At 70.9% G+C, this 25,162-nt stretch carries 22 protein-coding genes; 11 read left to right on the forward strand and 11 right to left on the reverse strand.

The genetic code is table 11. From position 1 onward, the window contains the following. Positions 1 to 24: 24 nt before the first annotated feature. From ACZ7SW_RS25730 to ACZ7SW_RS25755, 6 genes are all read right to left on the reverse strand, one after another. Complete coding sequence (locus ACZ7SW_RS25730) at positions 25 to 1,185, reverse strand: VWA domain-containing protein (protein WP_470232916.1); 1,161 nt, start codon at positions 1,183 to 1,185, stop codon at positions 25 to 27. Continuing rightward, on the reverse strand, positions 1,182 to 3,362 hold the full coding sequence (locus ACZ7SW_RS25735) for a DUF5682 family protein (RefSeq protein WP_470232917.1): 2,181 nt from the start codon (positions 3,360 to 3,362) through the stop codon (positions 1,182 to 1,184). Before ACZ7SW_RS25735 ends, ACZ7SW_RS25730 begins: the two co-directional genes overlap by 4 nt. Continuing rightward, positions 3,359 to 4,444, reverse strand: coding sequence for an ATP-binding protein (locus ACZ7SW_RS25740; protein ID WP_470232918.1), 1,086 nt, complete (start codon positions 4,442 to 4,444; stop codon positions 3,359 to 3,361). The genes ACZ7SW_RS25735 and ACZ7SW_RS25740 overlap by 4 nt, the downstream gene beginning before the upstream one ends. Next, positions 4,441 to 5,883 (reverse strand): DUF5691 domain-containing protein, encoded by a 1,443-nt coding sequence (locus ACZ7SW_RS25745; RefSeq protein ID WP_470232919.1) that lies wholly within the window; start codon positions 5,881 to 5,883, stop codon positions 4,441 to 4,443. The genes ACZ7SW_RS25740 and ACZ7SW_RS25745 overlap by 4 nt, the downstream gene beginning before the upstream one ends. Further along, positions 5,880 to 7,193, reverse strand: a complete 1,314-nt coding sequence (locus tag ACZ7SW_RS25750; protein ID WP_470232920.1) for an SWIM zinc finger family protein — start codon at positions 7,191 to 7,193, stop codon at positions 5,880 to 5,882. Before ACZ7SW_RS25750 ends, ACZ7SW_RS25745 begins: the two co-directional genes overlap by 4 nt. Positions 7,194 to 7,319: 126 nt before the next feature. Continuing rightward, complete coding sequence (locus ACZ7SW_RS25755; protein ID WP_470232921.1) at positions 7,320 to 8,477, reverse strand: NAD-dependent epimerase/dehydratase family protein; 1,158 nt, start codon at positions 8,475 to 8,477, stop codon at positions 7,320 to 7,322. Positions 8,478 to 8,664: 187 nt separating this feature from the next. On the opposite strand from ACZ7SW_RS25755, the gene ACZ7SW_RS25760 reads away from it, so the two are divergent. Further along, positions 8,665 to 9,171 carry a GtrA family protein gene (locus tag ACZ7SW_RS25760; protein ID WP_470232922.1) on the forward strand — a complete coding sequence of 169 codons (507 nt, stop codon included), beginning with the start codon at positions 8,665 to 8,667 and terminating at the stop codon, positions 9,169 to 9,171. Here the strand turns inward: ACZ7SW_RS25760 and ACZ7SW_RS25765 are convergent. Together ACZ7SW_RS25765 and ACZ7SW_RS25770 are read right to left on the reverse strand one after the other, a co-directional pair. Further along, positions 9,101 to 11,275 (reverse strand): glycosyltransferase family 2 protein, encoded by a 2,175-nt coding sequence (locus ACZ7SW_RS25765; RefSeq protein ID WP_470232923.1) that lies wholly within the window; start codon positions 11,273 to 11,275, stop codon positions 9,101 to 9,103. The two genes, ACZ7SW_RS25760 and ACZ7SW_RS25765, sit on opposite strands and share 71 nt — an antisense overlap. Further along, the gene (locus tag ACZ7SW_RS25770) at positions 11,272 to 12,216 is read right to left on the reverse strand and encodes an NAD-dependent epimerase/dehydratase family protein (protein ID WP_470232924.1); all 945 of its coding nucleotides are present in this window, start codon (positions 12,214 to 12,216) and stop codon (positions 11,272 to 11,274) included. Before ACZ7SW_RS25770 ends, ACZ7SW_RS25765 begins: the two co-directional genes overlap by 4 nt. A gap of 234 nt (positions 12,217 to 12,450) precedes the next feature. On the opposite strand from ACZ7SW_RS25770, the gene ACZ7SW_RS25775 reads away from it, so the two are divergent. Genes ACZ7SW_RS25775 through ACZ7SW_RS25785 form a run of 3 tightly spaced genes read left to right on the forward strand, consistent with a single transcriptional unit; the run spans position 12,451 to position 14,583 of the window. Further along, a complete protein-coding gene (locus tag ACZ7SW_RS25775) occupies positions 12,451 to 12,894 on the forward strand; it encodes an XRE family transcriptional regulator (protein WP_470232925.1) in 444 nt (147 codons plus the stop codon). After that, entirely contained in the window at positions 12,891 to 13,499 is a 609-nt protein-coding gene (locus ACZ7SW_RS25780; protein WP_470232926.1) for a hypothetical protein, read from the forward strand. The genes ACZ7SW_RS25775 and ACZ7SW_RS25780 overlap by 4 nt, the downstream gene beginning before the upstream one ends. A gap of 7 nt (positions 13,500 to 13,506) precedes the next feature. Beyond that, positions 13,507 to 14,583, forward strand: a complete 1,077-nt coding sequence (locus ACZ7SW_RS25785; protein WP_470232927.1) for a hypothetical protein — start codon at positions 13,507 to 13,509, stop codon at positions 14,581 to 14,583. On the opposite strand, the gene ACZ7SW_RS25790 is transcribed toward ACZ7SW_RS25785, so the two are convergent. Further along, positions 14,525 to 15,046 carry a 2'-5' RNA ligase family protein gene (locus ACZ7SW_RS25790; protein ID WP_470232928.1) on the reverse strand — a complete coding sequence of 174 codons (522 nt, stop codon included), beginning with the start codon at positions 15,044 to 15,046 and terminating at the stop codon, positions 14,525 to 14,527. The genes ACZ7SW_RS25785 and ACZ7SW_RS25790 overlap by 59 nt on opposite strands. Before the next feature lie 170 nt (positions 15,047 to 15,216). Here ACZ7SW_RS25790 and ACZ7SW_RS25795 point away from each other — a divergent pair, with 170 nt between their 5' ends. The 4 genes from ACZ7SW_RS25795 to ACZ7SW_RS25810 all read left to right on the forward strand — a co-directional run bounded on the left by ACZ7SW_RS25795 (position 15,217) and on the right by ACZ7SW_RS25810 (position 18,990). Next, complete coding sequence (locus ACZ7SW_RS25795) at positions 15,217 to 15,378, forward strand: hypothetical protein (protein ID WP_470232929.1); 162 nt, start codon at positions 15,217 to 15,219, stop codon at positions 15,376 to 15,378. Positions 15,379 to 15,503: 125 nt separating this feature from the next. Beyond that, entirely contained in the window at positions 15,504 to 16,304 is an 801-nt protein-coding gene (locus ACZ7SW_RS25800) for an alpha/beta fold hydrolase (RefSeq protein ID WP_470232930.1), read from the forward strand. Positions 16,305 to 16,552: 248 nt separating this feature from the next. Beyond that, positions 16,553 to 18,079: a CehA/McbA family metallohydrolase gene (locus ACZ7SW_RS25805; RefSeq protein ID WP_470232931.1), complete on the forward strand. Its 1,527-nt coding sequence runs from the start codon at positions 16,553 to 16,555 to the stop codon at positions 18,077 to 18,079. Positions 18,080 to 18,174: 95 nt separating this feature from the next. Further along, the gene (locus tag ACZ7SW_RS25810; RefSeq protein ID WP_470232932.1) at positions 18,175 to 18,990 is read left to right on the forward strand and encodes a hypothetical protein; all 816 of its coding nucleotides are present in this window, start codon (positions 18,175 to 18,177) and stop codon (positions 18,988 to 18,990) included. 523 nt (positions 18,991 to 19,513) lie between these two features. Here ACZ7SW_RS25810 and ACZ7SW_RS25815 read toward each other — a convergent pair. Both ACZ7SW_RS25815 and ACZ7SW_RS25820 read right to left on the reverse strand, forming a co-directional pair. After that, positions 19,514 to 20,350, reverse strand: coding sequence for a trypsin-like serine peptidase (locus ACZ7SW_RS25815; protein ID WP_470232933.1), 837 nt, complete (start codon positions 20,348 to 20,350; stop codon positions 19,514 to 19,516). Between the two features lie 888 nt (positions 20,351 to 21,238). Then, the gene (locus tag ACZ7SW_RS25820) at positions 21,239 to 21,712 is read right to left on the reverse strand and encodes a hypothetical protein (RefSeq protein ID WP_470232934.1); all 474 of its coding nucleotides are present in this window, start codon (positions 21,710 to 21,712) and stop codon (positions 21,239 to 21,241) included. Positions 21,713 to 21,895: 183 nt separating this feature from the next. Here ACZ7SW_RS25820 and ACZ7SW_RS25825 point away from each other — a divergent pair, with 183 nt between their 5' ends. The 3 genes from ACZ7SW_RS25825 (at position 21,896) to ACZ7SW_RS25835 (ending at position 25,149) form a co-directional block, all read left to right on the forward strand. Continuing rightward, positions 21,896 to 22,567, forward strand: coding sequence for a GntR family transcriptional regulator (locus tag ACZ7SW_RS25825; RefSeq protein ID WP_470232935.1), 672 nt, complete (start codon positions 21,896 to 21,898; stop codon positions 22,565 to 22,567). Between the two features lie 63 nt (positions 22,568 to 22,630). Continuing rightward, positions 22,631 to 24,043, forward strand: coding sequence for an aldehyde dehydrogenase family protein (locus ACZ7SW_RS25830; RefSeq protein ID WP_470232936.1), 1,413 nt, complete (start codon positions 22,631 to 22,633; stop codon positions 24,041 to 24,043). A 23-nt stretch (positions 24,044 to 24,066) separates the two neighbouring features. Then, positions 24,067 to 25,149 (forward strand): alcohol dehydrogenase catalytic domain-containing protein, encoded by a 1,083-nt coding sequence (locus tag ACZ7SW_RS25835; protein WP_470232937.1) that lies wholly within the window; start codon positions 24,067 to 24,069, stop codon positions 25,147 to 25,149. Positions 25,150 to 25,162 lie beyond the last annotated feature (13 nt).

Raw genomic sequence — 25,162 nt, forward strand, 5'->3', positions numbered from 1 at the left:
GCGCGAACTCGGCCTGGCGTCAGGTCATTGCGCGGTCGCGGCGGCCGCCCAGCGGCTCAGGTCCTCCCTTCGGAGCGCGGCTGCCATCAGGTCCGGGAAAAGATCCGGCGTGCAGGCGAAAGCGGGCACCCCCAGTTCGGTGAGCGCGGCCGCGTTCTCGTGGTCGTAGAACGGCGCTCCGGAGTCCGACAGCGCCAGCAGCGTGACCACCTGCACCCCGGAGCCGACCAGGTCTGCGACCCGGCGCAGCAGGTCGTCCCGGACTCCGCCTTCGTACAGGTCGCTGATCAGCACCAGGAGCGTCTGCTCGGGGCGCTCCACCAGTCCCTGGCAGTACGCCAACGCGCGGTTGATGTCGGTGCCGCCGCCGAGCTGGGTGCCGAACAGGACGTCGACGGGATCGTCCAGGTGGTCGGAGAGGTCGGCGACCGCGGTGTCGAACGCGACGAACTTCGTGCTCAGAGCGCGCATCGAGGCAAGTGCCGCGCCGAAAACTCCGGAGTACACCACGGATTCCGCCATCGAACCGGACTGGTCGACGGCCAGGATCACGTCGCGCCGGACGCTCTGTTCCCGGCGGCCGAAGCCGAAAAGCTGTTCGGGCACAATGGTTTTCAGCTCGGGGGAGTAGTGTTTCAGATTCCGGCGGACCGTGCGGTTCCAGTCGATGTCCGCGCCTCGGGGGCGTTGGGTGCGGGCCGCGCGGTCCAGTGCGCCGCGCACTGCGGCTCGGGTCCGTTCGGCGAGCCGTTCCTCCAGTTCGGTGACGACCTTGCGCACGACGGTGCGCGCGGTTTCCTTCGTCTCCTCCGGCAGGACATTGTTGAGGGACAACAGGGTCCCGACCAGGTGGACGTCCGGTTCCACGGCGCTCAGCAGTTCCGGCTCCAGCAGCATCCGGGTGATGCCGAGCCGGTCCACGGCGTCGCGTTGCATGACCTGGACGACCGAGCCGGGGAAGTACTTCCGGATGTCGCCCAGCCAGCGCGCGACGCGCGGTGCGGAGGCTTGCAGGCCGCCGCTGCGTTCGCCGCTGCCGCGGGAGTTCTTGGGGCGCTCGTCGTAAAGGGCGGCCAGCACGTTGTCGACGCCGGTGTCCCCTTCGGACAGTGCGTGGCCGGTGCCGTCGGAATCTCCGCCCAGCACTAGGCGCCAGCGGCGGAGGCGTTCGGGGTCGGTGGTCACGGGGCGGCTCCCAGGAGGGTGGCGAAGACCGGCAAGGCGGCCGCGGCACGGAGTTCGTCCAGGTCCTCGACGACCGTCGCTTCGGCGCGGCGAGTGCCGGACAGGGTGGCGGCGCGTTCGCCGATCGCGCGTTTTTCGGGACCGGCGAAGGCGCCGAAAGTGCGGCGCAGCAAGGGAAGCACCTCGGTGAAGACCTCGGGCGGGATCGAAGCCAGCCAGGTGTCGACCACGCGCAGCATGCGTTCGTCGTGGACCAGCAGGAGCGCGCCGCCCGAGAAGAAGCCTTCGACGTAGCCCGCGCCGTCCGTCGGGACGATTCCGGGGGTGAGCATGCGGCCCAGCCGGAGCTCGACCTCCGAGCCGTCGAGCAGGTCGGCGTCGTGCAGGAGACGCACGATGCGGCCGGCCAGCAGCGGCGGCAGTGAGTCGCGAGCAGACAGCCGGGCGAGGGCAGTGAACCAGCGGTCGCGGGCCGCGTCGCCAAGTAGATCGGTGGCTTCGTGGACGTCGTCGACCAGTTCGCAGAACTGTGCGGCGGCCTCCTCGTCGATGCCGTGCACCGCGGGCGGGAGCCCGGCGCAGACTCGGGTGAGGATCCGGTCGGCGACTTCGCGCAACCGTGCGGTGTCGGTGCCGCGGACGTCGCCGTAGCGGGTTGCCCGCGCGAGCGGAGGCAGGGCCGTCATGAGGTGCGCGACGTCCGCGTCGGCGGCGGCGCGAGTGTCCAGTGCGGCAAGGGTTTCCGGCAGCGCGTCGCCAAGGTCGGCCAGGAGACAGCGCTCTACCGCGGCGGTGATGTCGGCGAGCGGGGGAGACTCGGCGACGGTTTCGCGCACGACCGCGGTGGCGGCGGCGGGCACGGTGGTTCCGTGCACCGCGGCCGCGACCAGGTCGACCTCGAAACCCGGTTCCCAGCACAGGGTCCAGGTCTCGCGGAAGGTGCCTTTGCTCCGCACCGAGGACAGTTCCGGCTCGCCCCAGGGAATGCCGAGGATCTGCAGGCGGTGCAGCAGGCGGGAGCGGTCCAGGCCGCCGGGCGTGCGCAGGTCCAGATCGAGTTCGCGCGCCTGGGGCTCGCGTTTGAGCCGGAGCCGCCGGGCGGTGGCGATCAGGTCGGCGGCCAGCGGCGCTTGCGGGACGGTCTCCGGAACCTCGCCGAGCAGTTCGCCGACCACCAGCCGCCGGGTGACCAGGTCGGCCTGGACGTCGTCGCCTCCGCACAAGACCGCGCGGGTGGCGGCGTCGACCTCGGCCAGCCCGGCCGACGACCGTCCGCGCAGCGCGGCCAGCGTGTCGGCCAGCCGCACTGCTTCGATCACGTGCGCGGTGGAGACGGGCAGGTCTTCCTCGCGCAGCACCCCGGCGACGGCGGTGAGCCACCGGGTGGTGACGTCGTCAGTCGTGCTGAACAGATGGTGGTACCAGCCGGGCGAGCGGACGCCCGCGCCGTAGCCGGTGACCGAGGCGAGCCTGCCGTGCGTCCACGGCACCCACGTGCACACGACCTTCCGCTTCGGGAGTCCTTTGAGGACAGCGTTGTCCTGGGAAGCGGGCGGCAGCGGATCGGCCAGCGCGGGCACGTGCCAGGCCCCGCACACCACGGCGATCCGTTCGTAGCCTTCCTTCCGCGCCTTGCGCAGCACGTTCCGCATGTACGCCTCGCGCCGCCGCTCGTGCGGATCGTCCGGCCGGTCGTCCTCGCGCAGCGCGGTCATCGCGTCGGCGATCACCTCGAACGGCGATTCCCCGCCCCGGCGGGACTCGACGAAGTCGTCCCACCAGCGTTCCGGGTCGTCGTACCCGCCCGCCGAGGCGAGTTCCGCGAGCGGGTCGGCGCGGGGCGCGGTCCGTTCCTCGCCGAGCGCGAACTGGTGCGCCGCCGGGAGATCGCAGAACTTCACCGGCACGCCGGCCGCGGCGGCGTACCGCAGCGCCTGCCATTCCGGGCTGAACACCGCGAACGGCCAGAACGCCGCGCGCGACACGTCGTCGGACGCGTACGCCAGCAACGCGACCGGCGGCCGCATGGCGTCGTCCGCGGCGAGATCGACGAGCTGGTCCGCCTCCGGCGGTCCCTCGATCAGCACCACGTCCGGTTCCAGTTCGGCGAGCCGGGCGGCCACCGCCCGCGCCGAACCGGGACCGTGGTGCCGGATCCCGAGGAGGTGAGTGGTCATCCGGCGATCTCCTGGCCTGCCCGGTAGAAGTCGGCCCAGCCTTCCCGCTCGCGCACGACGGTTTCCAGGTACTCGCTCCAGATCGCGCTGTCGGCCACCGGGTCCTTCACGACCGCGCCGTGAATCCCGGCCGCGACGTCCTGCGCCCGCAGCACGCCGTCGCCGAAGTGCGCGGCCAGTGCGAGACCGCCGGTGAGCACGCTGATGGCTTCCGCCGTCGACAGCGTGCCCGACGGGGTTTTCACCGCCGTGCGGCCGTCTTCGGTGCGACCCGCGCGCAGCTCGCGGAAAACCGTGACCACGCGGCGGATTTCGGCGAGATCGGCGGCTTCGGCGGGCAGCGACAGCGCGGCGCCCAGCTGCCCGACCCGCCGCCGGACGATCTCCACCTCGGCCTCGGCGGTGTCCGGCAGCGGGAGCACGACGGTGTTGAACCGGCGGCGCAGCGCGCTCGACAGCTCGTTGACGCCCTTGTCCCGGTTGTTCGCCGTGGCCACCAGCGTGAACCCGGGCCGGGCCTGGACTTCGCCTCCCAGTTCGGGGATCGGCAGCGTCTTCTCGGACAGGATGGTGATCAGCGAGTCCTGCACGTCCGCGGGGATGCGGGTGAGCTCTTCGAGCCGAGCGACCTTGCCGTCCCGCATCGCGCGCAGGACCGGGCTTTCGACCAGGGCCTGGTCGCTCGGTCCCTCGGCGATGAGCCGCGCGTAGTTCCAGCCGTAGCGGATCTGCTCCTCGGAGGTGCCCGCGGTGCCTTGGACGAGCAGTGTGGAGTCGCCGCTGATCGCCGCCGCGAGGTGCTCGGACACCCAGGTCTTCGCCGTGCCCGGCACGCCGAGCAACAGCAGCGCGCGGTCGGTGGCGAGGGTGGCGACCGCGACCTCGATCAGCCGCCGCGGGCCGACGTACTTGGGGCTGATCTCGGTGCCGTCGCCGAGTTTCCCGCCGAGCAGGTAGGTGACCACCGCCCAGGGCGAAAGCCGCCACGACGGCGGTTTCGCCCGGTCGTCGGCCGCGGCGAGAGCGGCCAGTTCGCCGGCGTATTCCTGTTCGGCGTGCGGCCGGAGGACGGGGGACGTCATGCGAGCTCCTTGTGCATTTCACGGCGGAAGGACAGGGTTTCGGCGACTGCGCGCCGCCACGGGGCGGCCTCGCCGGGAAGCGGGATCTCGGCCAGCGGGTGGCCGAGGCAGGGGACCGGCACGGCTTTCGCGATCAGCGCGGCCGCGTGCGCGACCAGCCGGTGGTCGCGTTGCCCGGCGACCCAGTCGAGCAGCACCGTGCCGAGCGCGGCGGGCCACGGCTGCGGCAGGTCGAGGATGAGCCGGGTGAGGGCTTCGACCGGCAGCCCGCGAGTCAGCTTCGCGACCGTGGCGGCCTGCTGTTCGGGCGACAGCACGCCGATGAGCGCCGCGGTGCTGCGTCCCCCCGGTTCGGCTTCCACGAGGGCTTGCGCCCATTCCTCGTCGCGCTGCCGAAGCGCCGCGGTGGCCCAGCTTTCGCGCACCACGTTCAGCGGCGGGCCTTCGACGAGCATCCCGGCCAGTTCACCCGGGCTGCCGTACTCGGCCCAGAACCGCAGGGGAGTGGCGGCGATGATCGCGCGCAGCCGGGCAGTGCCCTGCCCGGGCCCGGCCGGGACGCGGATGCCGTCGCGGATCAGGCCGTCGTCCGGCTCGGGCGGAGTGAATTCGAGGACGTCGGCCCGCAACGCGCGGCTGCGCACGGTGACGCAGGCCCGCAGCCGTTCGATCATCCGCTCGCCGGAGGCCGAATCGGGGTACCGGCCGATCAGCCGCAACGCGATCTCGCGCACCCCGGCCGCCCGGTCGCCGAGCGCGGCTTCGACGAACGGCTCGTCCTCGTCGGCGAGATGTTCGCCGAGCAGGGCCAGGAAGGTCGCCCTGACGTCGGCCGGTTCGTTGCTCCAGGCCGCGGCGAGCGTCTCCCGCGCGCGGGCGGGATCGGCGACGAGCACGCGTTCCAGCCACGCCTGCCGTCGTGCCGCGGTGCCGAACTGCCAGGCATTGTCGCTGGTGTCGTCCGCGGCGGCGACCAGGAACGCCCACTCCGGGTTCCGCTCGCCGAGCCACGCCCCGACCGGCCCGGCGACCGTGGCGAGCGGCGCCCGCAGCGACACCCGGGTCCGCGCCGCGTCGGCCAGCGCGGGCAGCCGCTCGGCCGGAACGCGGAATCCCTTGCCCGCCACCGTGGCGAGCCATTCCTCGACCAGTTCGGGCCGGTTGGCGGAGAGCAGGTGCACGAGCCGCGCCCGCGCCACGGCCGGGAGGAACGGCCGGTTGTCCGCGGCCGCGGCGGGTTCGGGTTCGATGCCGGCGAGCGGTCGCTGCCCGGCTCGGCGGTACCCGGTGTAGGCGGCCGCGGCGACGAGCGCCTGGTCGGCGGGTTCGGTGCGTTGTTCGGCGATTTCCTTTACCCCGGAAGGCAAACTGGCAGGGTCGACGGTTCTGCGGCGGGTGCCGAGGAGAACGGTGCCGACGAGGTCGTCCCAGGCGGTCACAGTCGCACCATCCCGTTCTGATGCCAGCAGCTCAACGGCCGCAACCCCGCCGTCGTCCATTCCGCGGCCACCGTGACCGGCTGCTCGGCAGCGACGGCCAGCAGCGGCCAAGGATCCACCGTCGGTACCAACGGCAAAGCGGCACCGTCTACATCGGACAGTGCCCAGCCCTCGCCGTGCCGCGCCGGGCGGAGATCGGACAGCAGCACCGGCCACCGGTCCAGCCACGGATCAGCCGCGAGCGCGGCAGCGTGCTCGGCCAGGGCCGAAGCGACCGTGCCGCCGACCGGGGCGGCTTCCGGAGCCTCGGGTTCCTCGCGATGGTCGAACACCGCCCGCAACGGCACCGCGCCCGGGTGGAACACCAATTCCCCCGCGACCACGAACCCCGGCGGCAGCGAACTGTCCAGCGGACGCCCGGGCGGCGCGAACGACAGCACCAGCGCGTCCCGGCCGCTGCGTTTGCCCCGCAGCCACGTGCGCCTGCTGCGCAGCGAATCCTGTTCCTCGTCGATCGCGCCGGTGACCAGCCATTGGTCCGGCACCCGCTCGCCGGACTCCAGCACCTGCGCGTTGCTCACCGAAAACCCGAGCCGGGTCCGGACGGTGTCGGCGAGCCCGGCGGGCAGCGATTCCAGCCGATTCGCCGCGTCCGCGAGCACGTACACCAGCGACAACTCGGCCAGCAGCCGCTCCGGCCAGTCCCGGCCGCGGCCTACCAGCGCGGCGGCCCGGCGCAGGCCGTTCGCCAGCCCGGGAGCTTGCGCGTCGACCATGCGCGAGGCAACCGTGTACAGCTCGTCGGTGCCGCCGCGTTCGAACGTCGCGAAGCCGGCGGACACCCGGTCGGCGAGCCATCCGCGCAGCTCAGCGGCCCCGGCGGTGACGCGCGCGAGCCGCTCCTGCGCCCGCTTCGCCGCCGCCTCGAGATCCTTCGGCGCGTCCGTCTTCTTCTCGGCCCGCTCCGCTCGCGCGGCCCGTTCGTCCAGCCACTGGTGCACCCATCCGGGCTCCTCCGCGCGGGGGAGCTGTCCCTCCGACCAGAGCAGCAGCAACCCCAGCGCGTGCTTGCACGGGAACTTCCGGCTCGGGCAGGTGCACCGGAACGCGGGCCCGGCCGTTTCCACCGTCGTCTGGTAGGGCCGCTTCCCGCTGCCCTGGCACGCGCCCCAGACGGCGCGGCCCGACGCGCCCGCGTCCGACCATTTGGCCGGTGCCGCCTGCCCGCGCCCGGCTTTCGCCGACGCGGCGTCCGGCGCAAGTTCGAGCACCCGCTCCGGGCTCCACCGCGCCGCTGCTTCGTCCCCCACGTTTTCCTTGCCGCTCTCCCGGTTCCGTCCCCTTCAGGGGCTGACCCGAAGAAGCATCCCACCCGCCACCGACAATTTCCGCGACGGCGGCGGAACCAGGCGAAACGAGACGGAAACGGCCGGAGGTCAGGAGGTTTCGACAGCCCCGCGCCAGCGCACCGTCGGGCGCAGCCGCTCGTCGTTCACCCGGTGCTTGTTCGCGCCCACGATGTCGAACATCGACTCGATCAGCGTGTCCGACAGCAGGTGCGGCTCCAGCCCCAGCCCGACCAGCCCGGTGTGCTTGACGTGGTAGTAGTGCTCGGGCTGCTCCACCCGCGGGTTGTCCAGGTTCTCGATCTGCACCGGCCCGGGGAAGCGGTCGGCGACGAGTTCGGCGATCTCCCGCACCGACATGCTCTCGGTCATCTGGTTGAACACCCGGAACTCACCGCGCCCGGCCGGATTCTCCACGGCGAGCCGGATGCACTCGACGGTGTCGCGGATGTCGATCAGGCCGCGCGTCTGCCCGCCCTTGCCGTACACCGTGAGCGGCTGCCCCAGAACGGCCTGGATGACGAACCGGTTGAGCACCGTGCCGAACACCGCGTCGTAGTCGAACCGCGTCGCCAGCCGGGGGTCGAGCGCGGTCTGCGGCGTCTGCTGGCCGTACACCACGCCCTGGTTGAGGTCGGTCGCGCGCAGGTCCCAGATCCGGCAGGCGAACTCGATGTTGTGCGAGTCGTGCACCTTCGACAGGTGGTAGAACGAACCCGGTTTCTTCGGGTACAGCATCCGGTCGCGGCGGCCGTTGTGCTCGACTTCGAGCCAGCCTTCCTCGATGTCGATGTTAGGGGTGCCGTACTCGCCCATTGTGCCCAGTTTGACCAGGTGGATGTCCGGATCGAGTTCGGCGATCGCGTACAGCAGGTTGAGGTTGCCGACCACGTTGTTGTGCTGCGTGTAGACGGCGTGCTCGCGGTCGATCATCGAATACGGCGCGGACCGCTGCTCGGCGAAATGCACGATCGCGGAAGGACGGAATTCGCGCACCGCCGCGAAGAGGAATTCCGCGTCGAGCAGGTCGCCTTCGTAGCGCTGAATGCGCTTTCCGGACACCGCGTGCCACGCGTCGGCGCGGGCGCCCAGGTCTTCGATCGGGACGAGGCTCTCGGTGCCGAGTTCGACGTCGTACTGCCGTCGCGCGAAATTGTCCAGAACAGCCACTTCGTGGCCTTTGTCCGACAAGTGGAGCGCAGTGGGCCAGCCCAGGTAACCGTCACCGCCGAGAACCAGCACTCGCATCCGGAGCACCCTTTCCTTTCGTTTTCGCGACAGGCACGGCCTTTCGTTGTACACGACGCCCGGTGTCGCGGTGGCAGATCCGAACCTAATCGCCGGCCGCTGTCGTTCGGCTGGCAGTCAGCTGTGAATCCGCTGTGGGCCGGGGGGCCGCGCGGCGGAACCGGCGGCCCGAGGGGAGACTGGGACTATGACGACGGTAACCAACCCGGCGAACCCGCGCACGACGGAGGAATCGCCCAGGCCGCGCCGTCGCGGCCTGGCCCGGTTCGTCCGCGCGGCCGCCAGTTCGGTCGCCGCGACCCTGCTCAGCCAGGCCGCGCTGATCGCGGTGCTCGCCGCCGGCGGCGCCCCGTGGCTCGCCAGCACGTGCGCGTTCGCGGCCGGGGCGGTGCTGAACTTCTTCCTGACCCGGCGCTGGGTGTGGGGCCGCCGCGGCCGTCCCGAACTGGGCCGCGAGCTGCTGCCCTACGTCGTCGTCATCTCGCTCGGCGGCCTCGCCTCGGTCGGCCTGACCACGCTCGCCGGGCATCTGCTGGCGCCGCTGCACCTGCCGCACTTCTGGTGGGTCGTACTGCTCGACGCGGCGTACGTGCTCAGCTACGCGCTGGTGTTCGTCGCGAAGTTCACGATGCTCGACCGGTTCGTTTTCGACCGCGGCGCAGCACGTACCCCCGCCACCACGTCCCTGTCATGACTCGCGCGTAGTTCGCGCCGTACACGACGCTGCCGCCCTTTTTGCTCTTGCCCGCCTTGCGCAGCCGCATGCTCATCGGCCGTTCGAGGACGCGCGCGCCTCGCGCGGTCGCGCCCAGCAACAGTTCCGACGATTGGTACTGCGGCTCGTTCAACGGGATCGCGCACGCGAGTTCCGCGCGCAGCGAACGGAATCCGAACGACGTGTCGGTGATCCGCCGCCAAGTGAGCACCGAAGCGAGCCACGCGAACACGCGCACGCCTACCCAGCGCATCCGGCTGTCGGCCTCTTCGTGCCCCAATCGCCGGGAGCCCGTCACGAAATCCGCAGTACCGTCCAGAAGTGGCGCGAGGAGTTCGGCCATTTCGCTGTTGTCGTACTGACCGTCGCCGTCGGTCGTCACGATGTACTTCGCGCCGTTCTCGGCAGCGAGGTGGTATCCGAGGCGAAGCGCGGCGCCCTGGCCGCGGTTAGTCGGCGCGACGCACACGTACGCGCCATGGTCTTCTGCGATAGCCGCAGTGTTGTCCGTGCCGCCGTCTACGACCACCAGGACGGCTACTGGCAGCCCGAGACATTCGTCCGGCATCTTCTCCAGTACTTGGCCGATGCCGCCAGCTTCGTTGTACGCGGCGATCACCACGGTCAGCTCGGACAGCTTCGCGCCGGGATGACGGTCGTGGAAGTCCGCGATCGCACCTTCGTCGACAGCGTCGGGATAACTGCCGAGGCGGCGACGGCTTGCGACGGTGAGCGTGGTGAACCCGAGCGCGCCGGCGACCGGCAACAGCACGAGCGCAGGCAGTTGGTAGCGCCAAGAAAACTCGAACACCGCAGACGCGAACAGCAGGAACAACCCAGTGCCCGCGGCGAACAGCGCACCGCTGCGGGCGATGTGACGGGGTTTCTTGCGGCGCAGCACGGTCAGCAGGCCGAGCAGCGCGAAGAACCCGAGCACCGCGCCGGGCACGAATCCGCCGTTGATCTGGTAGTCGCGCAGGAACACCGCGATCGGCTCGTTGACCTGGGGATCGGTGCCGTCGTACTGCTGCGTGACCGCTTTGAGCGCGGCGGGATCGGCGAACTGCGGGTACGTCAGCTGGAACTGCCACCGGTCGATCGGCACGTCGGTGGCCGCGGTGTGGCGGGTGAACTGGAAGCTCTTCCCGAAGTCGCCGAGGATCGACGTCGCGACGTCCCACCACTGCGCTTTCAGCGTGGTCACGGCGAATTCGCGCGCCAGCGCGCCTTTGTCCGCGCCGGGCGGCAGCGGGCCGGGCCAGGCCGGGTCGAGATCGGCGTGCGTGTAGTTGTCGACGAGCCGGTTCTCGACCGGTTCGGTGGGGCAGAACTGCCGCACGGCCGGGTCGAGCTGAAGTTTCGCGCAGTCGGCGACCGCGGCGGTGCGGCCGTACAGCATGCTGCCGGACGGCCCGCTCAGCCCCCATTTTCCGGTCTCTGCCCGGACTTGCGCCGCGTACGGGACCACCACGACGAGGATCGCGAGGAGCCCGATCCCGGCGTCGCGCCAGCCGCGCCACGACCGCCAAGCGCTGCCCGCGGCGAGCACGTACAGCAGGAACGGCACGGCGATCGTGATGCCGATCAGCCGCACCAGCACGCCGAATCCGACCACGAGCCCGGCCAGCGCGATCCGCCGCCAGTTCGGTTTTCCCTTGGCCAGCACCAGCCACAGCAGTCCGAACAGCAGTGCCTCGAACAGCACCTCGGCCATGATGTTCTGCTCGATCTGCACCTGGTACGCGTCGAGCAGCAGCGGCGCGGCGGCCAGCGCGCTTACCCAATAGCGGGCACCGAGCCGCCGGGCCAGCGCGTAGATCCCGATGGCGATCGCCAGGCCGCCCAGGTGCTGCACGGCGGCGACGAACGACAGCCCGCCGACCGCGAGCAGCGGCCGCAGCAGCAGGTCGTAGCCGACCGGGTTGATCCCGTCGGCGCGCAGGCCGTGCAGATTGTCCAGGTACCGGAAGGAATCGATGTACAGCAGCGCCGGCTGGTACGCGACCCAGGACAGCACCCGCAGCGTGGTTCCCGCGGCGAGGAGCACCAGCAGGAACGCGTGGCGGCGGAGGAATCCGGTCACGGCGCCTCGGCCCGGTCCAGTCCGGAGAAGTACTTCCAGGCCGTGGCGAGACCGTCGGCGAGGGTGATTTCCGGCTGGTAGCCGATGGTTTCGGCGCTCGTCGACACGTCCACGACCACCGCGGGCATCTCGCCGGCCGGCGCGGGCACGTGCTCCACCGGCAACTCGGCCCCGGTCACCGCGCGCACGGTCTCGACCATTTCCAGTACTGACACCGAATGTCCGGCACCGACGATGGCGCGGCCGGTGTAGCCGCTCTCGTACGCGAGCGCGATCGCGCGTACGACGTCGTCAACGTGCACGAGGTCGCGACGCTGTTCTCCGGTGCCGTACACACGCACGCCTTCATTATTCAACGCCGCGCGCATCATGCGCGGGACGAAGCTGTCTTTATGCGACATGCCGGGTCCGTACACGTTGGTGAAGCGCAACGCGCACGTCGTGATGCCGTACGCGCCCGCGTAGCCCGACAGCAGCATCTCGCAGGCCGCTTTCGTGGCGCCGTACGGCGTAAGCGGCTTCGTGGGCAGGTCGACCGTGATGGTGTTAGTGCCGACGTCGCCGATCACTGCGTTCGTAGACGCGAGAATGAAGCGCGGCACCTCGCGTACGCGGCACAGTTCGAGAAGTTCTTGTGTCACCGCGACGTTCTCCGCGTACGTGTCGCGCGGCAGCTCTACTGACTTCAGCACGGACGTCAGCGCGGCGAGGTGCACGATCCCGCCGACGCCTGCTTCGACAGCCGCTTCGCGGGTTTCGGCGTCGCGCAGGTCTCCGACGACGACGCGCACTCCCTTGTCCGTCGTCTCGTAGCGCACGCGGTCCACGACGGTGACCGGATAACCGCGCTCACGAAACTCGCGCACGACAGCGCGGCCGATGAAGCCGCTGCCGCCGGTGACGACGACGGGTGTCCTTTCGGGACTGTGGGGGAGTGTCATGGCGCACAACCTACCTCCGCAGTCTGTGCGTCACTTGTGCGTCCCTCGCGCGGACCAGCACGCGCAAGCGCGGGACCGCGTGCGGGCACCCCCAGCGACCGCACGCGGATCCCGGTGTTTAGTTTTCTAAACGATGCGCGGGGCGAGTGTAGCCGGAACGGGACGGCTGGTGTCAAGTTTTCGGGACGGTTATGCTGGACGCTGTTACGGAGACGGAACGATGGTGGGGGCGGCATGGCCGAGCAGGCGGAGGAGCGCAGCTTCGCGCAGCGGCTGGCGCACCTGATCGCGACGGTGCACCCGCCGGACCGCAAGCCCTACTCCTACCGCGAGATCGCGCAGGGCGTCGCCGACGTCACCGGCGTCAGCATGTCGGCCACGCACGTGCAGCAGCTGGCCGTCGGGGCCCGGCGCGACCCGAAGCGGTCGCACATCCAGGCGCTCGCGCGGTTCTTCGGCGTGCCGGTCACCTACTTCTTCGACGACGAGGTCGCCGGCCGGGTCGACGAGCAGGTCGCCGACGTCGTCGCCTGGCGCGACACCCAGGCCCGCGACCTGGCGCAGCGCGCGATGCGGCTGTCCGAGCGCGACCGGCGGACCGTGTCCGCCCTGATGGACCAGCTCGACAGCTACACCGGGGGACGCGATCGCACCCGGCGCGGACGCAAGCCGGAGTGAGCCGGGCGGCTATGCTGGCGACGGCCGGAGCGCCGGGGACACCCTGGTGCACCAGGCTGGTCCAGCCGCCGATCGCCTCGGGAGGGGACATCGACCCGACCGTGCGAGTGCGCGCCCGCGACCGGGTGCGCGACCTGCTGCGGCACGTGCCCGCCCCGCGGCCGTGGTCGATGAACGCGTGGATCGACCGGCTGGAACAGCATCGCGGCCGCGAGATCGACCTGATCGCGGTCGATTACGCGCCCGGCCAGCCCTCGGGTGCGTGGCAGCGGCATCACGACTTCGATCTCATCGCGTACGCGATGAGCACGTCGTCGTTGCACCAGGACCACATCATCGCTCACGAAATCGCGCACTTGCTGTGCGGCCATCGCGGCGAATGCGTGCTCACGGACGCCGAAGCGGCGACAGTCGCGCCGGATCTCAGCGCGCACCTGCTGTCGCATCTGCTCACCCGCGTCACCACGAATTCCGACGAGTACGAAGCGGAGCTCATTGCCGTGTTCCTGATGAGCGCCGCGACGGCGGACGGCGCCCAGTTGCGGCCAGGCGCTTCCGGTCCGGCAGCGGATCGCGCGCGGCGCTTCGCGTCGCTGCTGGGGTAGCGCGCGGATGATCGACGTTCTTTTCTTCGGGGTCGGCCTGTTCGCCCTCGCGGTCGGGATCTGGCGCGCGGTGCGCGCACGGCGAACTGGTGCGGGCGCGGGCTTGGCGATCAGCTTGATCGCCCTCGGCGTCGCGTTGTGCTTGCTCGCCGACAGCGCGCAGGCGATCGAGAGCCAGCTGTACCCGAGCTTGGGGCGGCTGCTGTCGAACCTCGCGACGATGGTGGCCGCGTACGGCATCGAGGTGACTGTCGCGGAGATCGGCGGCGTGGCAGAGCGTCGACGGCGTGCGCGGCTCGGAGCGTTGATTGTCGCACTTGTTGTGCTTACTGCGTCGTTCTTCGCGACGCGCGGGCTGCCGACGGGCGTCGGGCTCTTCGACGAGCTGTACCGGTCTAATCCGTCACTGGTCGTGTACATCGTCGTCTACACGCTGTACTTGGGCTTGGCGGTGGCCGACATCGCCGTGGTGTCGGCAGGGGCGGTGCGCGCGGGCACCGGTGCGTTGCGGGCCGGGCTGGGCATCATGCTCGTGGCTTGTGTGTTCGCTTTCGCTTATCTGGTCGGCAAGATCGTCGATTTGATCGGCGATCTGACGGCCGAACATCCGGTCACGAAGCTGTGCCGCGGTGCGTTTTCGACCATTCGGTGCACGCTCGCGGTCGGCTTCCCCGCGGTTTCGGTGCTGCTGATCGTGGTGGGGCTGACGGTGCCGGCGTTGCCCGCGTTGGGACAGGCCGTGCGCGACGCGCGGACGCGGTCGGTGCTGCGGCCGCTTCGGGAACACCTCGCTTCGCGGTACCCGGACGTCGTCCGCCTCGACGACGCGTCGGGGACCGGACGGGAGCGGCTGCTGACCATGATGAGCGAGATCAACGACGGGCTGCTGCTGTCCGGCGTCGGGCCTGAGCTGTCGCCGGGCGCGGCCGCGCAGGTGCTGCGCAGTTCGGCCGCGCCGGTGCCGGACGAACCGGCGGTGTTGCCCCAGGAGACGGCTTTCGCGGCGGAGGTGGCCCGGCTGCGGGCTATCGCGCGGGCGTTCCGAGCGGAGCCGACAGCCGGAGCTGCCAACCCTGCTCCGTGAGCACGACGAGATGCACCGCTTCCGCCCGGGCGGTGATCGGCAGCGCGGCTCGCGCCCGTTCGGCGACCTCGGCGCGCTGGTCGTCGGTGCCGCCGAGAGCGATCGTGAGATGCGCTGGCGGGTGCGTCCCGAAACGGCCGCCGTACGGGGGCGCTTCGGGCCAGTGATCGCAGACAGCGTCGGCGAGGGGCTGCAGCGCTGGGGCGGCCGCGGCGACGAATCCGGGCGCGGTGACCAGATCGGTCAGCCGCACGTCCGTCGCGGGGAAGCCGGCGGCGAGCTGACGGACGCCGGTGTCGGTCCGGTCGGTGAGCCGGTCGGCGGGCAGGAACGGGTACAACGCCGTGACGTGCGGCGGAAGGCCGGGCCGGACGAGTCCGGGGTCGACGGCCGCGGCGGTTTCGAGCAGGACGGCGGCGGACGGGAGCGTGACGACGAGCGCGCTGGTTCCGGGCGTGGGCACGTCCCCGATCCTGCCGGACCGCCCCCGCCGCCGCACCGGAAGGGCCCCTCGCGGGACGGAAAGGAAAGGCAACCCTTTCTTTTGCTTCTTCCGGGGAATTCCGTTCGACCTAACCCTAAGTCTTCCCCAAGTCCGCTCTCGGCGATTCTTCGCGGTCCTACACTCGGTGGATGAAGATCGTCCTATGGACCGCATTGTGCGGATTGTGCGCCGTCGCCGGCCACGTGCTCCTGGGCGTCGTGGCGGGTTTCCTTCTGCTGGCTTGTGTTCCGCGCCGTCCCGCCGCGGGGCGCCCGGCTCCCGAAAGGGAATTGATCGGCTCCCGCGGCTGACTTTCCGGGGAATTCTCCCGGAAATGCGCCCCCGGCGCCCGGCGCCGGCCTCCTCCCGGCCGCGGGCGTCCCGGAATTGTCGGTGCCGTGCGGTACAACGGTGTCCGGCTGACAGGGAGGGAACGATGCATTACGTCGAACACGGTTCCGGCACGCCGGTGCTGGCCGTCCACGGCTGGATGCCGGACCACCGCCTGATGACCGGCTGTCTCGAGCCGGTCTTCGCGCGGCGGCCCGGATTCCGGCGGATCTACCCGGATCTGCCCGGGATGGGCGAGTCGCCCGCCGGGTCCGCGAGCGGTTCGGACGACCTCGTCGCCGCGCTGGAGGACGTGGTGGACGACCTGATCGGCGACGAGCCGTTCTTGCTGGTCGGGGAGTCGTACGGGGGTTATCTGGCGCGCGGGCTGGTTCGCGCGCGGCCCGCGCAGGTCGCCGGGCTGGCGCTGGTGTGCCCGGTCGGCCGTCCGGTGCCGGTCCTGGAGCGGGACGTGCCGGACCACGAGGTGCTGCGCGCCGATCCGGAGCTGCTGGAGAGTCTCGATCCGGCGGAGGCGGCGGAATACGGGGAGATCGCGGTGGTCCAGTCCGCGGAGACGCTGGCGCGTTTCCGGGCGGACGTCGCGCCCGGTCTGGCGGTCGCCGACCGGAATGCGCTGCGGCGGATGCTGGCGGGCTGGAGGTTGTCGGTCGATCCGGAAAGCGGTCCGGCGTACCGGAAACCCGCGCTGATCGTGTGCGGGCGGCAGGACGCGTCCACGGGATTCGCGGAGCTGTACGAGTTGCTGGGGCACTATCCGCGGGCGAGTTACGCGGTGCTCGACCGGGCGGGGCACAACCTGCAGTTCGAGCAGCCGGTGTTGTTCGAGGCGTTGCTGGAGGAATGGCTGGACCGGGTTGTCGAGGGGAGCGGTGCGGTGCGGTGAAGCCGGTGCGGGGTTCGCGCTTGAGCGGTAGGGCACGGTCCGCTGCTCGGCGCCGGGCGCGCCGTTGTTCCGTGCGGGCAAGCGATCCTGCGCCGGCGGTCGTTCCGGAGCCTGTTCGAGCCGCGGCTCGATGAGCTGAAGACGTCGATGCCCGGCGAGGCGAGTCGCCGAGTGTTCACCGCAGCGTCGTTGATGGGGGTTGCTCCGGCGGCTAGCGTCGGCGCGACTTCTTTGCTGCGGAGGTAGGCATGTCCACTGGGGAACTCAACCGGCGCAACCTGTTCCGGGCCGGCGGCGTCGTGGCGGCGGGTGCGGCGATGAGCATGCTGCCGGGCGTCTCGTTCGCCGAGCCCGCGCCCGGCTCCGGGCAGCAGACGAAGACCGTGACCGGCACCTTCCGCCCGGACGTGCCCGACTGGTACTACCTCCCGGTCGACGTCCCGCGCGGGGTGAAGCAGATCGACGTCGTGTACTCCTACGACAAGCCGTCGGTGCCCGCCGGGACGCGCGGAAATGCTTGCGACATCGGGATGTTCGGGCCGGAAGGACACGAACTGGGCACTCGCCGCGGCTTCCGCGGCTGGTCCGGCGGCTTCCGCGACCGGTTCTCGATCAGCGCCGCCGAGGCGACGCCCGGCTACCTCGCCGGACCGATCGCGCCCGGCCGCTGGCACGTCATCCTCGGCCCGTACACGGTCGCGCCGCAGGGGCTGAACTACCGCGTCGACATCACGCTGACGTTCGGCCGCGACACCTCGAAGCCGTTCCAGCCGAACCCCGCCCCGGAGACCGCGCCCGCGCGCGACCGCGGCCGGTCCTGGTATCGCGGCGACTCCCACCTGCACACCGTCCACTCCGACGGCAGGCGCACGCCCGAGCAGCTGGTCGCGGACGCGCGGGCGGCCGGGCTGGACTTCATCGTGTCCACCGACCACAACACGTCCAGCTCGCAGCTGGTGTGGGGCGATTACGCCACGGACGACCTGCTGATCCTGAACGGCGAGGAGGTCACCACGCGCTCCGGGCACTGGCCCGCGATCGGCCTGCCGGCGGGCACGTGGATCGACTGGCGCTACCGCGCGTCCGACCCGCGCGACTTCCGGCGGTTCACCGACCAGGTGCACCGGGCGGGCGGCCTGGTCACCGCCGCGCACCCGTTCGCGAACTGCTTCGGCTGCACCTACGAATTCGCCTACGAGATCGCCGACCTCGTGGAGGTCTGGAACGGCCCGTGGACCGCGGACGACGAAGCGAGCGTCACGCACTGGGACGGCCTGCTGCGCGGCGGCCGGTGGATCCCGGCGATCGGCGATTCCGACGCGCACAACCCGGACCAGACCGTCGCGCTCCCGCACACGGTCGTCCAGGCAGACCGGCTGGGCCGGGCCGAACTGCTCGCCGGGCTCAAAGCAGGCCGGTCGTGGCTGGCCGAATCGAAGGACGTGCAGCTCGATTTCTCCGTCTCCGGCGCAGGCCGCACCGCAGGCATCGGCGGACGGCTCGCCGCGGGCACCGGCACGCCGATCGAGGTGCGCGCGGTCGTTCGCGGAGTGCCCGGCACGACCGTGACCTTCCTCGACCAGCTCGGCCCGGAGCACAGCGAGACCGTGCCGGAGTCCGGCAGCGCGACCGTCACGTGGACGACGTACCCGCGCTACAGCCGCTGGGTCCGGGTCGAGGTGCGGCGTCCGTCGGGCGGCCCGAAGACCACGACGCCGAACGCCATGGTGGCCCTGTCGAACCCGATCTTCCTGGGCGCGCCCGACGCCGGCTGACCTGACCCGGGCGTCTCCCCGCCGGGACGTCCGGGCAGACTGTGCACTCGGAGCGGGCAGTGGGGAAGGGCGGGCACGGGGTGCGCGGGTGTGGCGTGCGAGCGGCGATCCTGGCGGTCGTCGTGGCCCTCGCGGCGGTGGTCGTCGTGGTGGTCATGTTCTCGAGCAGTGACGAGGTGAAGACCCCCGGCTGCACTGTCGCGCTGCCGAAGGGACCGAACGACGCCTCGGCGACGCAGTACACGCTGCAACCGGAACCCATGAACAACGCCGCGATCATCGCCGCCGTCGGCGTCAAACAGGGCCTGCCCTCGCACGCGGTCACGGTCGCCCTCGCGACCGCGCTGCAGGAGTCGAAACTCCGCAACCTGAGCGGCGGCGACCGGGATTCGATCGGCCTGTTCCAGCAGCGCCCGAGCCAAGGCTGGGGCACGCCCGATCAGCTCCAGGACCCGGTCTATTCGGCGACGGAGTTCTACAAGAAGCTGGCGAAACTCGACAACTGGCAGACGATCCCCGTCACCGAAGCGGCCCAGGCCGTGCAACGCTCCGGCGCTCCCGACGCGTACGCCCAGTGGGAAGACGAAGCCACCGCACTGACCGGCGCACTGACCGGCCAGTACCCGGCGGCGCTGACCTGCCGGAACCTGACGCTGAGCGCGCCGGCGAACCTCGTGACGGTCGCGAACGCCGAACTGGGCACCGCGCGCTTGAGCGGCGCCCACCCGGCCGCGGAGGGCTGGCGGATCGCGAGCTGGCTGGTCGCCCGCGCGGCGAAACTGGGCGTCGACCGGGTGAGCTTCGCGGGCCAGACGTGGACGGCGGAGTCGGGCGCGTGGGCCGCGGACGAGAAGGCCGGGCAGAATCTTTCGCTGCATCAGGCGCCGGTCGCGCCGCCTAGCTCGGGGTGATCGGCGGGGCTGGCTTCGGCTGGCTCGGGACTGGGACTGCCGGGCGGAATCTTTCGGTGCATCAGGCACCGGTTGCGCCGCCTAGCTCGGGGTGATCGGGGGGTTGGCTTCGGTTGGCTCAGGATTTGGACCGCTGGGCGTAATCTTGTGCTGTATGGGGTGCCAGCTAGTTCAGGTTGACCGCTCGGGGTTGGCTCAGGGTTTTGGGCCTGTGGGCGGAGCGCACCGGGCGGAATCTTTCGCTGCGTCAGGCATCAGCTGTGCCGCCCAGTTCGGGTAACCGGCGGGGCTGCCCTCGGCTGGCAGAGGATTTCGGGCTGCTGGGAGGAGCGTTCCGGGCAGATCGGCAGCGTGCCAAGCGGCGTGGTTCGCAGCGCGGAGCGGAGTTGTCATCACAGCTGCTCCGACGTGTTCACTCGCGCCTGTTCCGCTTGGCAGGTGTCGTCCGGCTCGGCGGTTCGCGTCAGGCTGCCGGAGTGCGGGCTGATTTCCGCCCAGCTGTGGCGGTTTCGCCGGGCGCGGTTCAGCTGATGGCGGAGTTGTAGAGCTTGGCGATGTCGTCGTCGAAGTAGGCGCTGTAGGAGACGTCCGGGGTGGCGCCGCCGGTCTGGTAGCCGCCGATGGTGCCGATGACTGTGCCGGTTCCGGTGTTCGGGTCCTGGTTGATGACCCAGGGGCCGCCGCTGGTGCCGTCGGGGAAGCCGGGGCAGGCGACGCGTTGCTGGTAGGTGTCGGACTGGGTGGTGGTGCCCGTGCAGACGACTGGTTGCTCGGTGCCGTCGGGGTAGCCGGTGAGGGTGATCGTGTGCGAGAAGCCCTGGTTCGTGCCCAGCTGGTTGGCGCCGGTGAGGCTTTCGAGGCTCGCGGAGCCGGGCTGGGCGACCTTGAGGAACGCGAAGTCGAGGTCCTGATCGGACGAGGACTTCCACCCGTCGGCGAGGATCGCGGCGGTGACCTGCCAGGTGCCGTACGGGGCGAGGCCGTCGTGGTAGCCGGGCTTGAAGGTGACGCCGGAGACGTCGCCGCTGACGCAGTGCGCGGCGGTGAGGAGCAGGTCGCCTGCGGGGCTGTGCACCACGCTGGCCGAGCAGAAGTGCTTGCCGCCGGAGAACAATGCGCCGACTGTCCGGCTCGCGGTCCCGGTCGCGGTGGTGCTGGGGGCCGCGCCGGTGTCGCCGGTGTTCGTCGCGGTGCCGCCGGGATCGTCGCCGGTCGAGACGGCCGGGGTGCCCGTGCCGCTCGCCTGGTTCGCCGGGCCGGTGACGGCAGCGGTGTCGACGACGGCGTTGGCGCCGCCGGTCGCCACGATCGCTGCCGCCGCGCAGACGATCAGCGCTGTCCGGGAAACGTTGACTCTCACGCTTCAAGATGACCATGCCGACGCCCGCCGGGCATCCCGTGCGGCCGGATGCACAGCAACCTCACAGCGCTTGCACATCGCCTCACAGCAGGGGATTTGATCTGACGCGCCCGGAATTTTCCACCCTGGCGGGGGTGGGTGAGCGGGCGTGCTGTCGGGGTGGGCGAGCGGGTGCGCCGCGAGGCGGACGTCCACCTCGCGGCGCGTTCGCGGCAGGCGGGCGGGTGACCGGCCAGCCTGGGGGACTGGCCGGACAGCCCGCCTGCCGCGCGGGCAGCCCGTGTGACTCAGCCGATCTGGGGGACTGGCCGGTCACCTGTGTGCTGCGTGGGCAGCCCGTGTGACTCGGCCGGTCTGGAGAACTGAGCTGTCACCCGCCTGCTGCGCGCAGCCCGCGCGAGGCCCGGTCTGGGGGACTGGCCGGTCACCTGTGTGCTGCGTGAGCAGCCCGCAGGACTCCGCCGAACCGAGCGACCGTCGGCGTTGCCGGTCTGTTCAGCCAACGGGGTCGCCTCCCGAAGCGCCTGACCACTCGGTGGTCGACGTGGCTGGGGCGAGCCAGGCCACCGCCAGCGTTAGGGAGCAACCCTCGCAGCGACGCTGTGCCCCGCCCGGGTGGAGACCATCCGTGTGGCGGAATGACCGATAGGCGGCCAAGCCATGCAGACAGCCATCCGCGCTGGATCGCGATTGCGGAGTCGGGGGCGTCGCCGTCCGGCCGGGTGGGTGCCCGGCCGGACGGCCGACCCTCAGCGCCGGGCGAGGGACCTGCCCGGTCCCGACATCGTCGGCCCTAGCCGACAACCGCGAGCGCCGGACTTGCCTAGCCGGGCACCACCTCCGAACCGGAGCGGGTCACCCTCGTGCCGCGAGACCTCCCCGGCATCGCTATTCACCCGCCGGCGGGGTGTGGGTCACCAGCAGGGTCACGCCTGCTTCCCCGTCGCAGTCGACCATGACGGGGCCGACGCCGTTGCCGAGCTTCGTGGCGAGTTTCGCTGTGGCCTTGAAGGCTTCCGGGTTCGCGTCGACGATCTTGACGTCCTTGAGGATCTGATGACCCGGATATCCGCCGATCACCTTCTTCAGGCCCTTGCCGCCGCCGCAATTGCCGGTGATCGTGACGTCCCCGCCGGGGGCGGCGGGGTTCGGGTCGACCTTCACGATCGCCCGGGCGCCCTCCGGCGGCTGCTCGGCGGCGGGCGGCTGAGCAGCGGGCGCGACGGCGGCGACGGGCGGCGCCGGGTGCTCGCCGGTGGCCGCCGCGGCGACGCCGATCGTTCCTCCGGCGATGACGGCCGCCGCGACTGCCGTGCCGGCGGCCAGCCGGCCGTGGCGCAGAACCGAAGACTTCACTGACATTCCGTTTCCCTCCCTCGATGTGTCCATTGAGGACACTGTGCGGTTCACCCCGGGGCACGGGGTTCGTCCGGATAGTCGAGGCGACCCCTGACGGAGGTTCTCATCGGAGCAAAAAGTGACGGGGGTCACACCGGCGAAGAAAGGCTACGATGGCGGGAAATCGAACGCTGGCGGGGAGTTTTCGTGACAGTGGCCGGAGAAGCGCGCGAACGGCTGAGCCCGCGGGTCGCCAAGCAGGTGCGCGATCTGATCCTGACCGGCGCGGTCCGCGGCGGCGAGCGGCTGCGCACGGAGCATCTGGCCGAGCGCCTCGGCGTCAGCGCCACCCCGGTCCGCGAGGCGTTGATGGCGCTCGCGGGCGAGGGCATGGTGGATTTCCGTCCAGGGCGTGGATTCCGGGTGATCCCGGTGACGCGCCGGGACGTCGTGGACGTCTACGCGATGCAGGCCTACGTCTCCGGCGAGCTGGCCGCGCGGGCGGCCGAGGCCTTCGATCCGGTGGGGCTGGCGCGGCTGGACGATCTCCAGCGCGAGATCGAGAAAACCGTCCGCGACGGGGACCTCGACGCGACAGAGCGGGCCGACTTCGCGTTGCATCGCATGGTCAATCGCGCTGCCGCCGCGCCGAAGTTCACCTGGATGCTGTCGTTGACGCTCAGGTACGTGCCCTTCTCGGCGTACGCGGACATTCCCGGCTGGCCGATCCTGGCTCGCGACGACCACGATCGGGTGCTTGCCGCCCTGAACGACCGCGAGCCGGACGCGGCGCGCGAGGCGATGGCGGCGCACATCCGCGAGGCGGGGGACCTGCTGGTCGACTTCCTCGCGGCGCAGGGCGTCCTCGCGGCGCACTAGACAGCCGGAGCGTTTTCTATAGAATCCGCCGAGAGGGAGAGAACCTAGGTCGAAGGAGACTCGGTGGCTGAGCGCGACGTGCTGTACCTCGGCGGCGAATGGGTCCGCTCGGACTCCGAAGCCGTGATCCCGGTGGAAAACCCGGCCACCGAGCAGGTGCAGGCGCACATTCCGGAGGGCACGGCCGCCGACGTCGACCGGGCGGTCCGGGCGGCGCGCGAGGCGTTTCCCGCGTGGGCCGCGACCACGAGGGCGGAACGCGCGGAGCTGCTGCGCAAACTCCTCGACGGCTTGGCGAAGCGGGCCGACGAGATCGGCGAGACGATCGCGAAGGACGTCGGCACGCCGCTGCGGATCGCGACCCGGATCCAGGCCGCGCTGCCGCAGACCGACGTGCGGACCTACGTCGATCTGCTCGGCCAGGACGAGCCGGAGGAGAAGGTCGGCAACTCGCTGGTCGTGCGCGAACCGGCGGGCGTGGTCGCGGCGATCACGCCGTGGAACTACCCGCTGCACCAGATCACCTGCAAGATCGCCCCGGCGCTGGCGGCGGGCTGCACGGTCGTGGTGAAGCCGAGCGAGGTCGCGCCGTTGAGCGCCTACCAGTTGTTCGACGCGATCCACGAGGCCGGTTTCCCGCCTGGCGTGGTCAATCTGGTCACCGGATACGGACCGGCGGTCGGCGAGGCGCTGGCGACGCATCCGGAGGTCGACGTCGTGTCGTTCACCGGTTCGGTGCGCGCCGGCACCCGGGTGGCCGAGCTGGCGGCACGCACGGTCAAGCGCGTCACGCTGGAACTGGGCGGCAAGTCCGCCAACGTGATCCTCGACGACGCGGACCTGGCGACGGCGGTCAAGGTCGGTGTCTCCAACGCGTTCCTCAACGGCGGCCAGACCTGCACGGCGTGGACGCGCATGCTCGTCCCGCGCGAGAAGCACGACGAAGCGGTGGCGCTCGCGAAGACGTTCGCCGAGGGGTTCACGACGGGCGATCCGTTGGACCCCAAGACAAAACTGGGCCCGCTTGTCTCGGCAGCACAGCGCGACCGGGTGCGCGGCTACATCGAGAAGGGCATCGCCGAGGGCGCGACTCTGGTGACCGGCGGGACCGAAGCTCCTGCCGAAACAGGGTACTTCGTCGCACCGACAGTTTTCGCGGGCGTGGACCCGGATTCGACGATCGCGCAGGAGGAGATCTTCGGCCCGGTGCTGTCGATCATCCCGTTCGACGACGAGGACGACGCGCTGCGGATCGCGAACAACTCCCGCTACGGCCTGCACGGCGCGGTGTGGTCGGCCGACCAGGACCGGGCGCTGGCCTTCGCGCGCAAGGTCCGGACCGGGCAGATCGACGTGAACGGCGGGGCTTTCAACCCGCTCGCCCCCTTCGGCGGCTACAAGCAGTCCGGTCTCGGCCGCGAGATGGGCCGCGCCGCGCTCGACGAGTTCACCGAACTCAAATCCATCCAGCTCTAGCGCGACCCGAAGGAGAAGACACCGTGGTCAAAGCCGTGGTTGTGCGCGAGGAAGGCGGCCGTCCGGAGGTCTGCGACATCGTGCTGCCGCCGGTCGGGCTCCAGGACGTGCGGGTGCGGATCGCGGCCGCCGGGGTGTGCCATTCCGATCTGTCCATGGTGGACGGAACGCTGCGCCCGCAGTACCCGTTCGTGCCGGGACACGAGGCGTCCGGCGTCGTGGCGGAGGTCGGCGGCGAGGTCACCCACGTGAAGCCGGGGGACCGGGTGGTGCTCAACTGGGCCGCCGCGTGCCGGGAATGCTGGTTCTGCCTGGCCGGGGAGCCCTGGCTGTGCTCGGCGATCGAAGGCGTCACCACGCTGCCGCGCGGGGAGCTGGACGGCGGGCCGCTCAACGTCGTGCTCGGGGTCGGCGGATTCGCCGAGGAAACCGTGCTGCCCGGGCGGTCCGTCGTGCCGCTGCCCGACGGCGTTCCGCTCGATCTGGCCGCGTTGATGGGCTGTGCGGTGCTGACCGGGGTCGGCGCGGTGCGCAACACCGCGAAGGTCCGGAAAGGACAGAGCGTGCTCGTGCTCGGTCTCGGCGGGATCGGGCTGTGCGTGGTGCTCGGGGCGAAGCTCGCAGGCGCCGGGCAGATCATCGCGGCCGATCTGTCGCCGGAGAAGGAAGCGCTCGCTCGCGCGGCCGGTGCGACGGATTTCCTGGTGAGCGACGACAAACTCGCCAAACAGGTGCGCGGGCTGACCGAGGGCCGCGGCGCGGACTACGCGTTCGAATGCGTCGGCGCGGCGACGACGATCCGCGCGGCGTGGAGTTCGGTGCGCCGCGGCGGGCACTGCACGGTGGTCGGCGTCGGGAGGAAAGACCAGCAGGTCGTGCTGAACCCGCTGGAGATCTTCCACTTCGCCCGGACGCTCACCAGCACCGTCTACGGCGCTTCCGACCCGGACCTCGACATCCCGGTCCTCGCCGACGAGGTCCGGTCGGGCGCGCTGAACCTGGAAACCCTGGTGACGCACCGGATTTCGCTCGACGAGGTGGACGAGGCGTTCGACCGGATGCGGCGAGGGCAGGGCGCCCGCTCGCTGATCCGGATCGGGGACTGAGGCAGCGACACGA

Source organism: Amycolatopsis sp. NPDC114484, assembly GCF_055633755.1.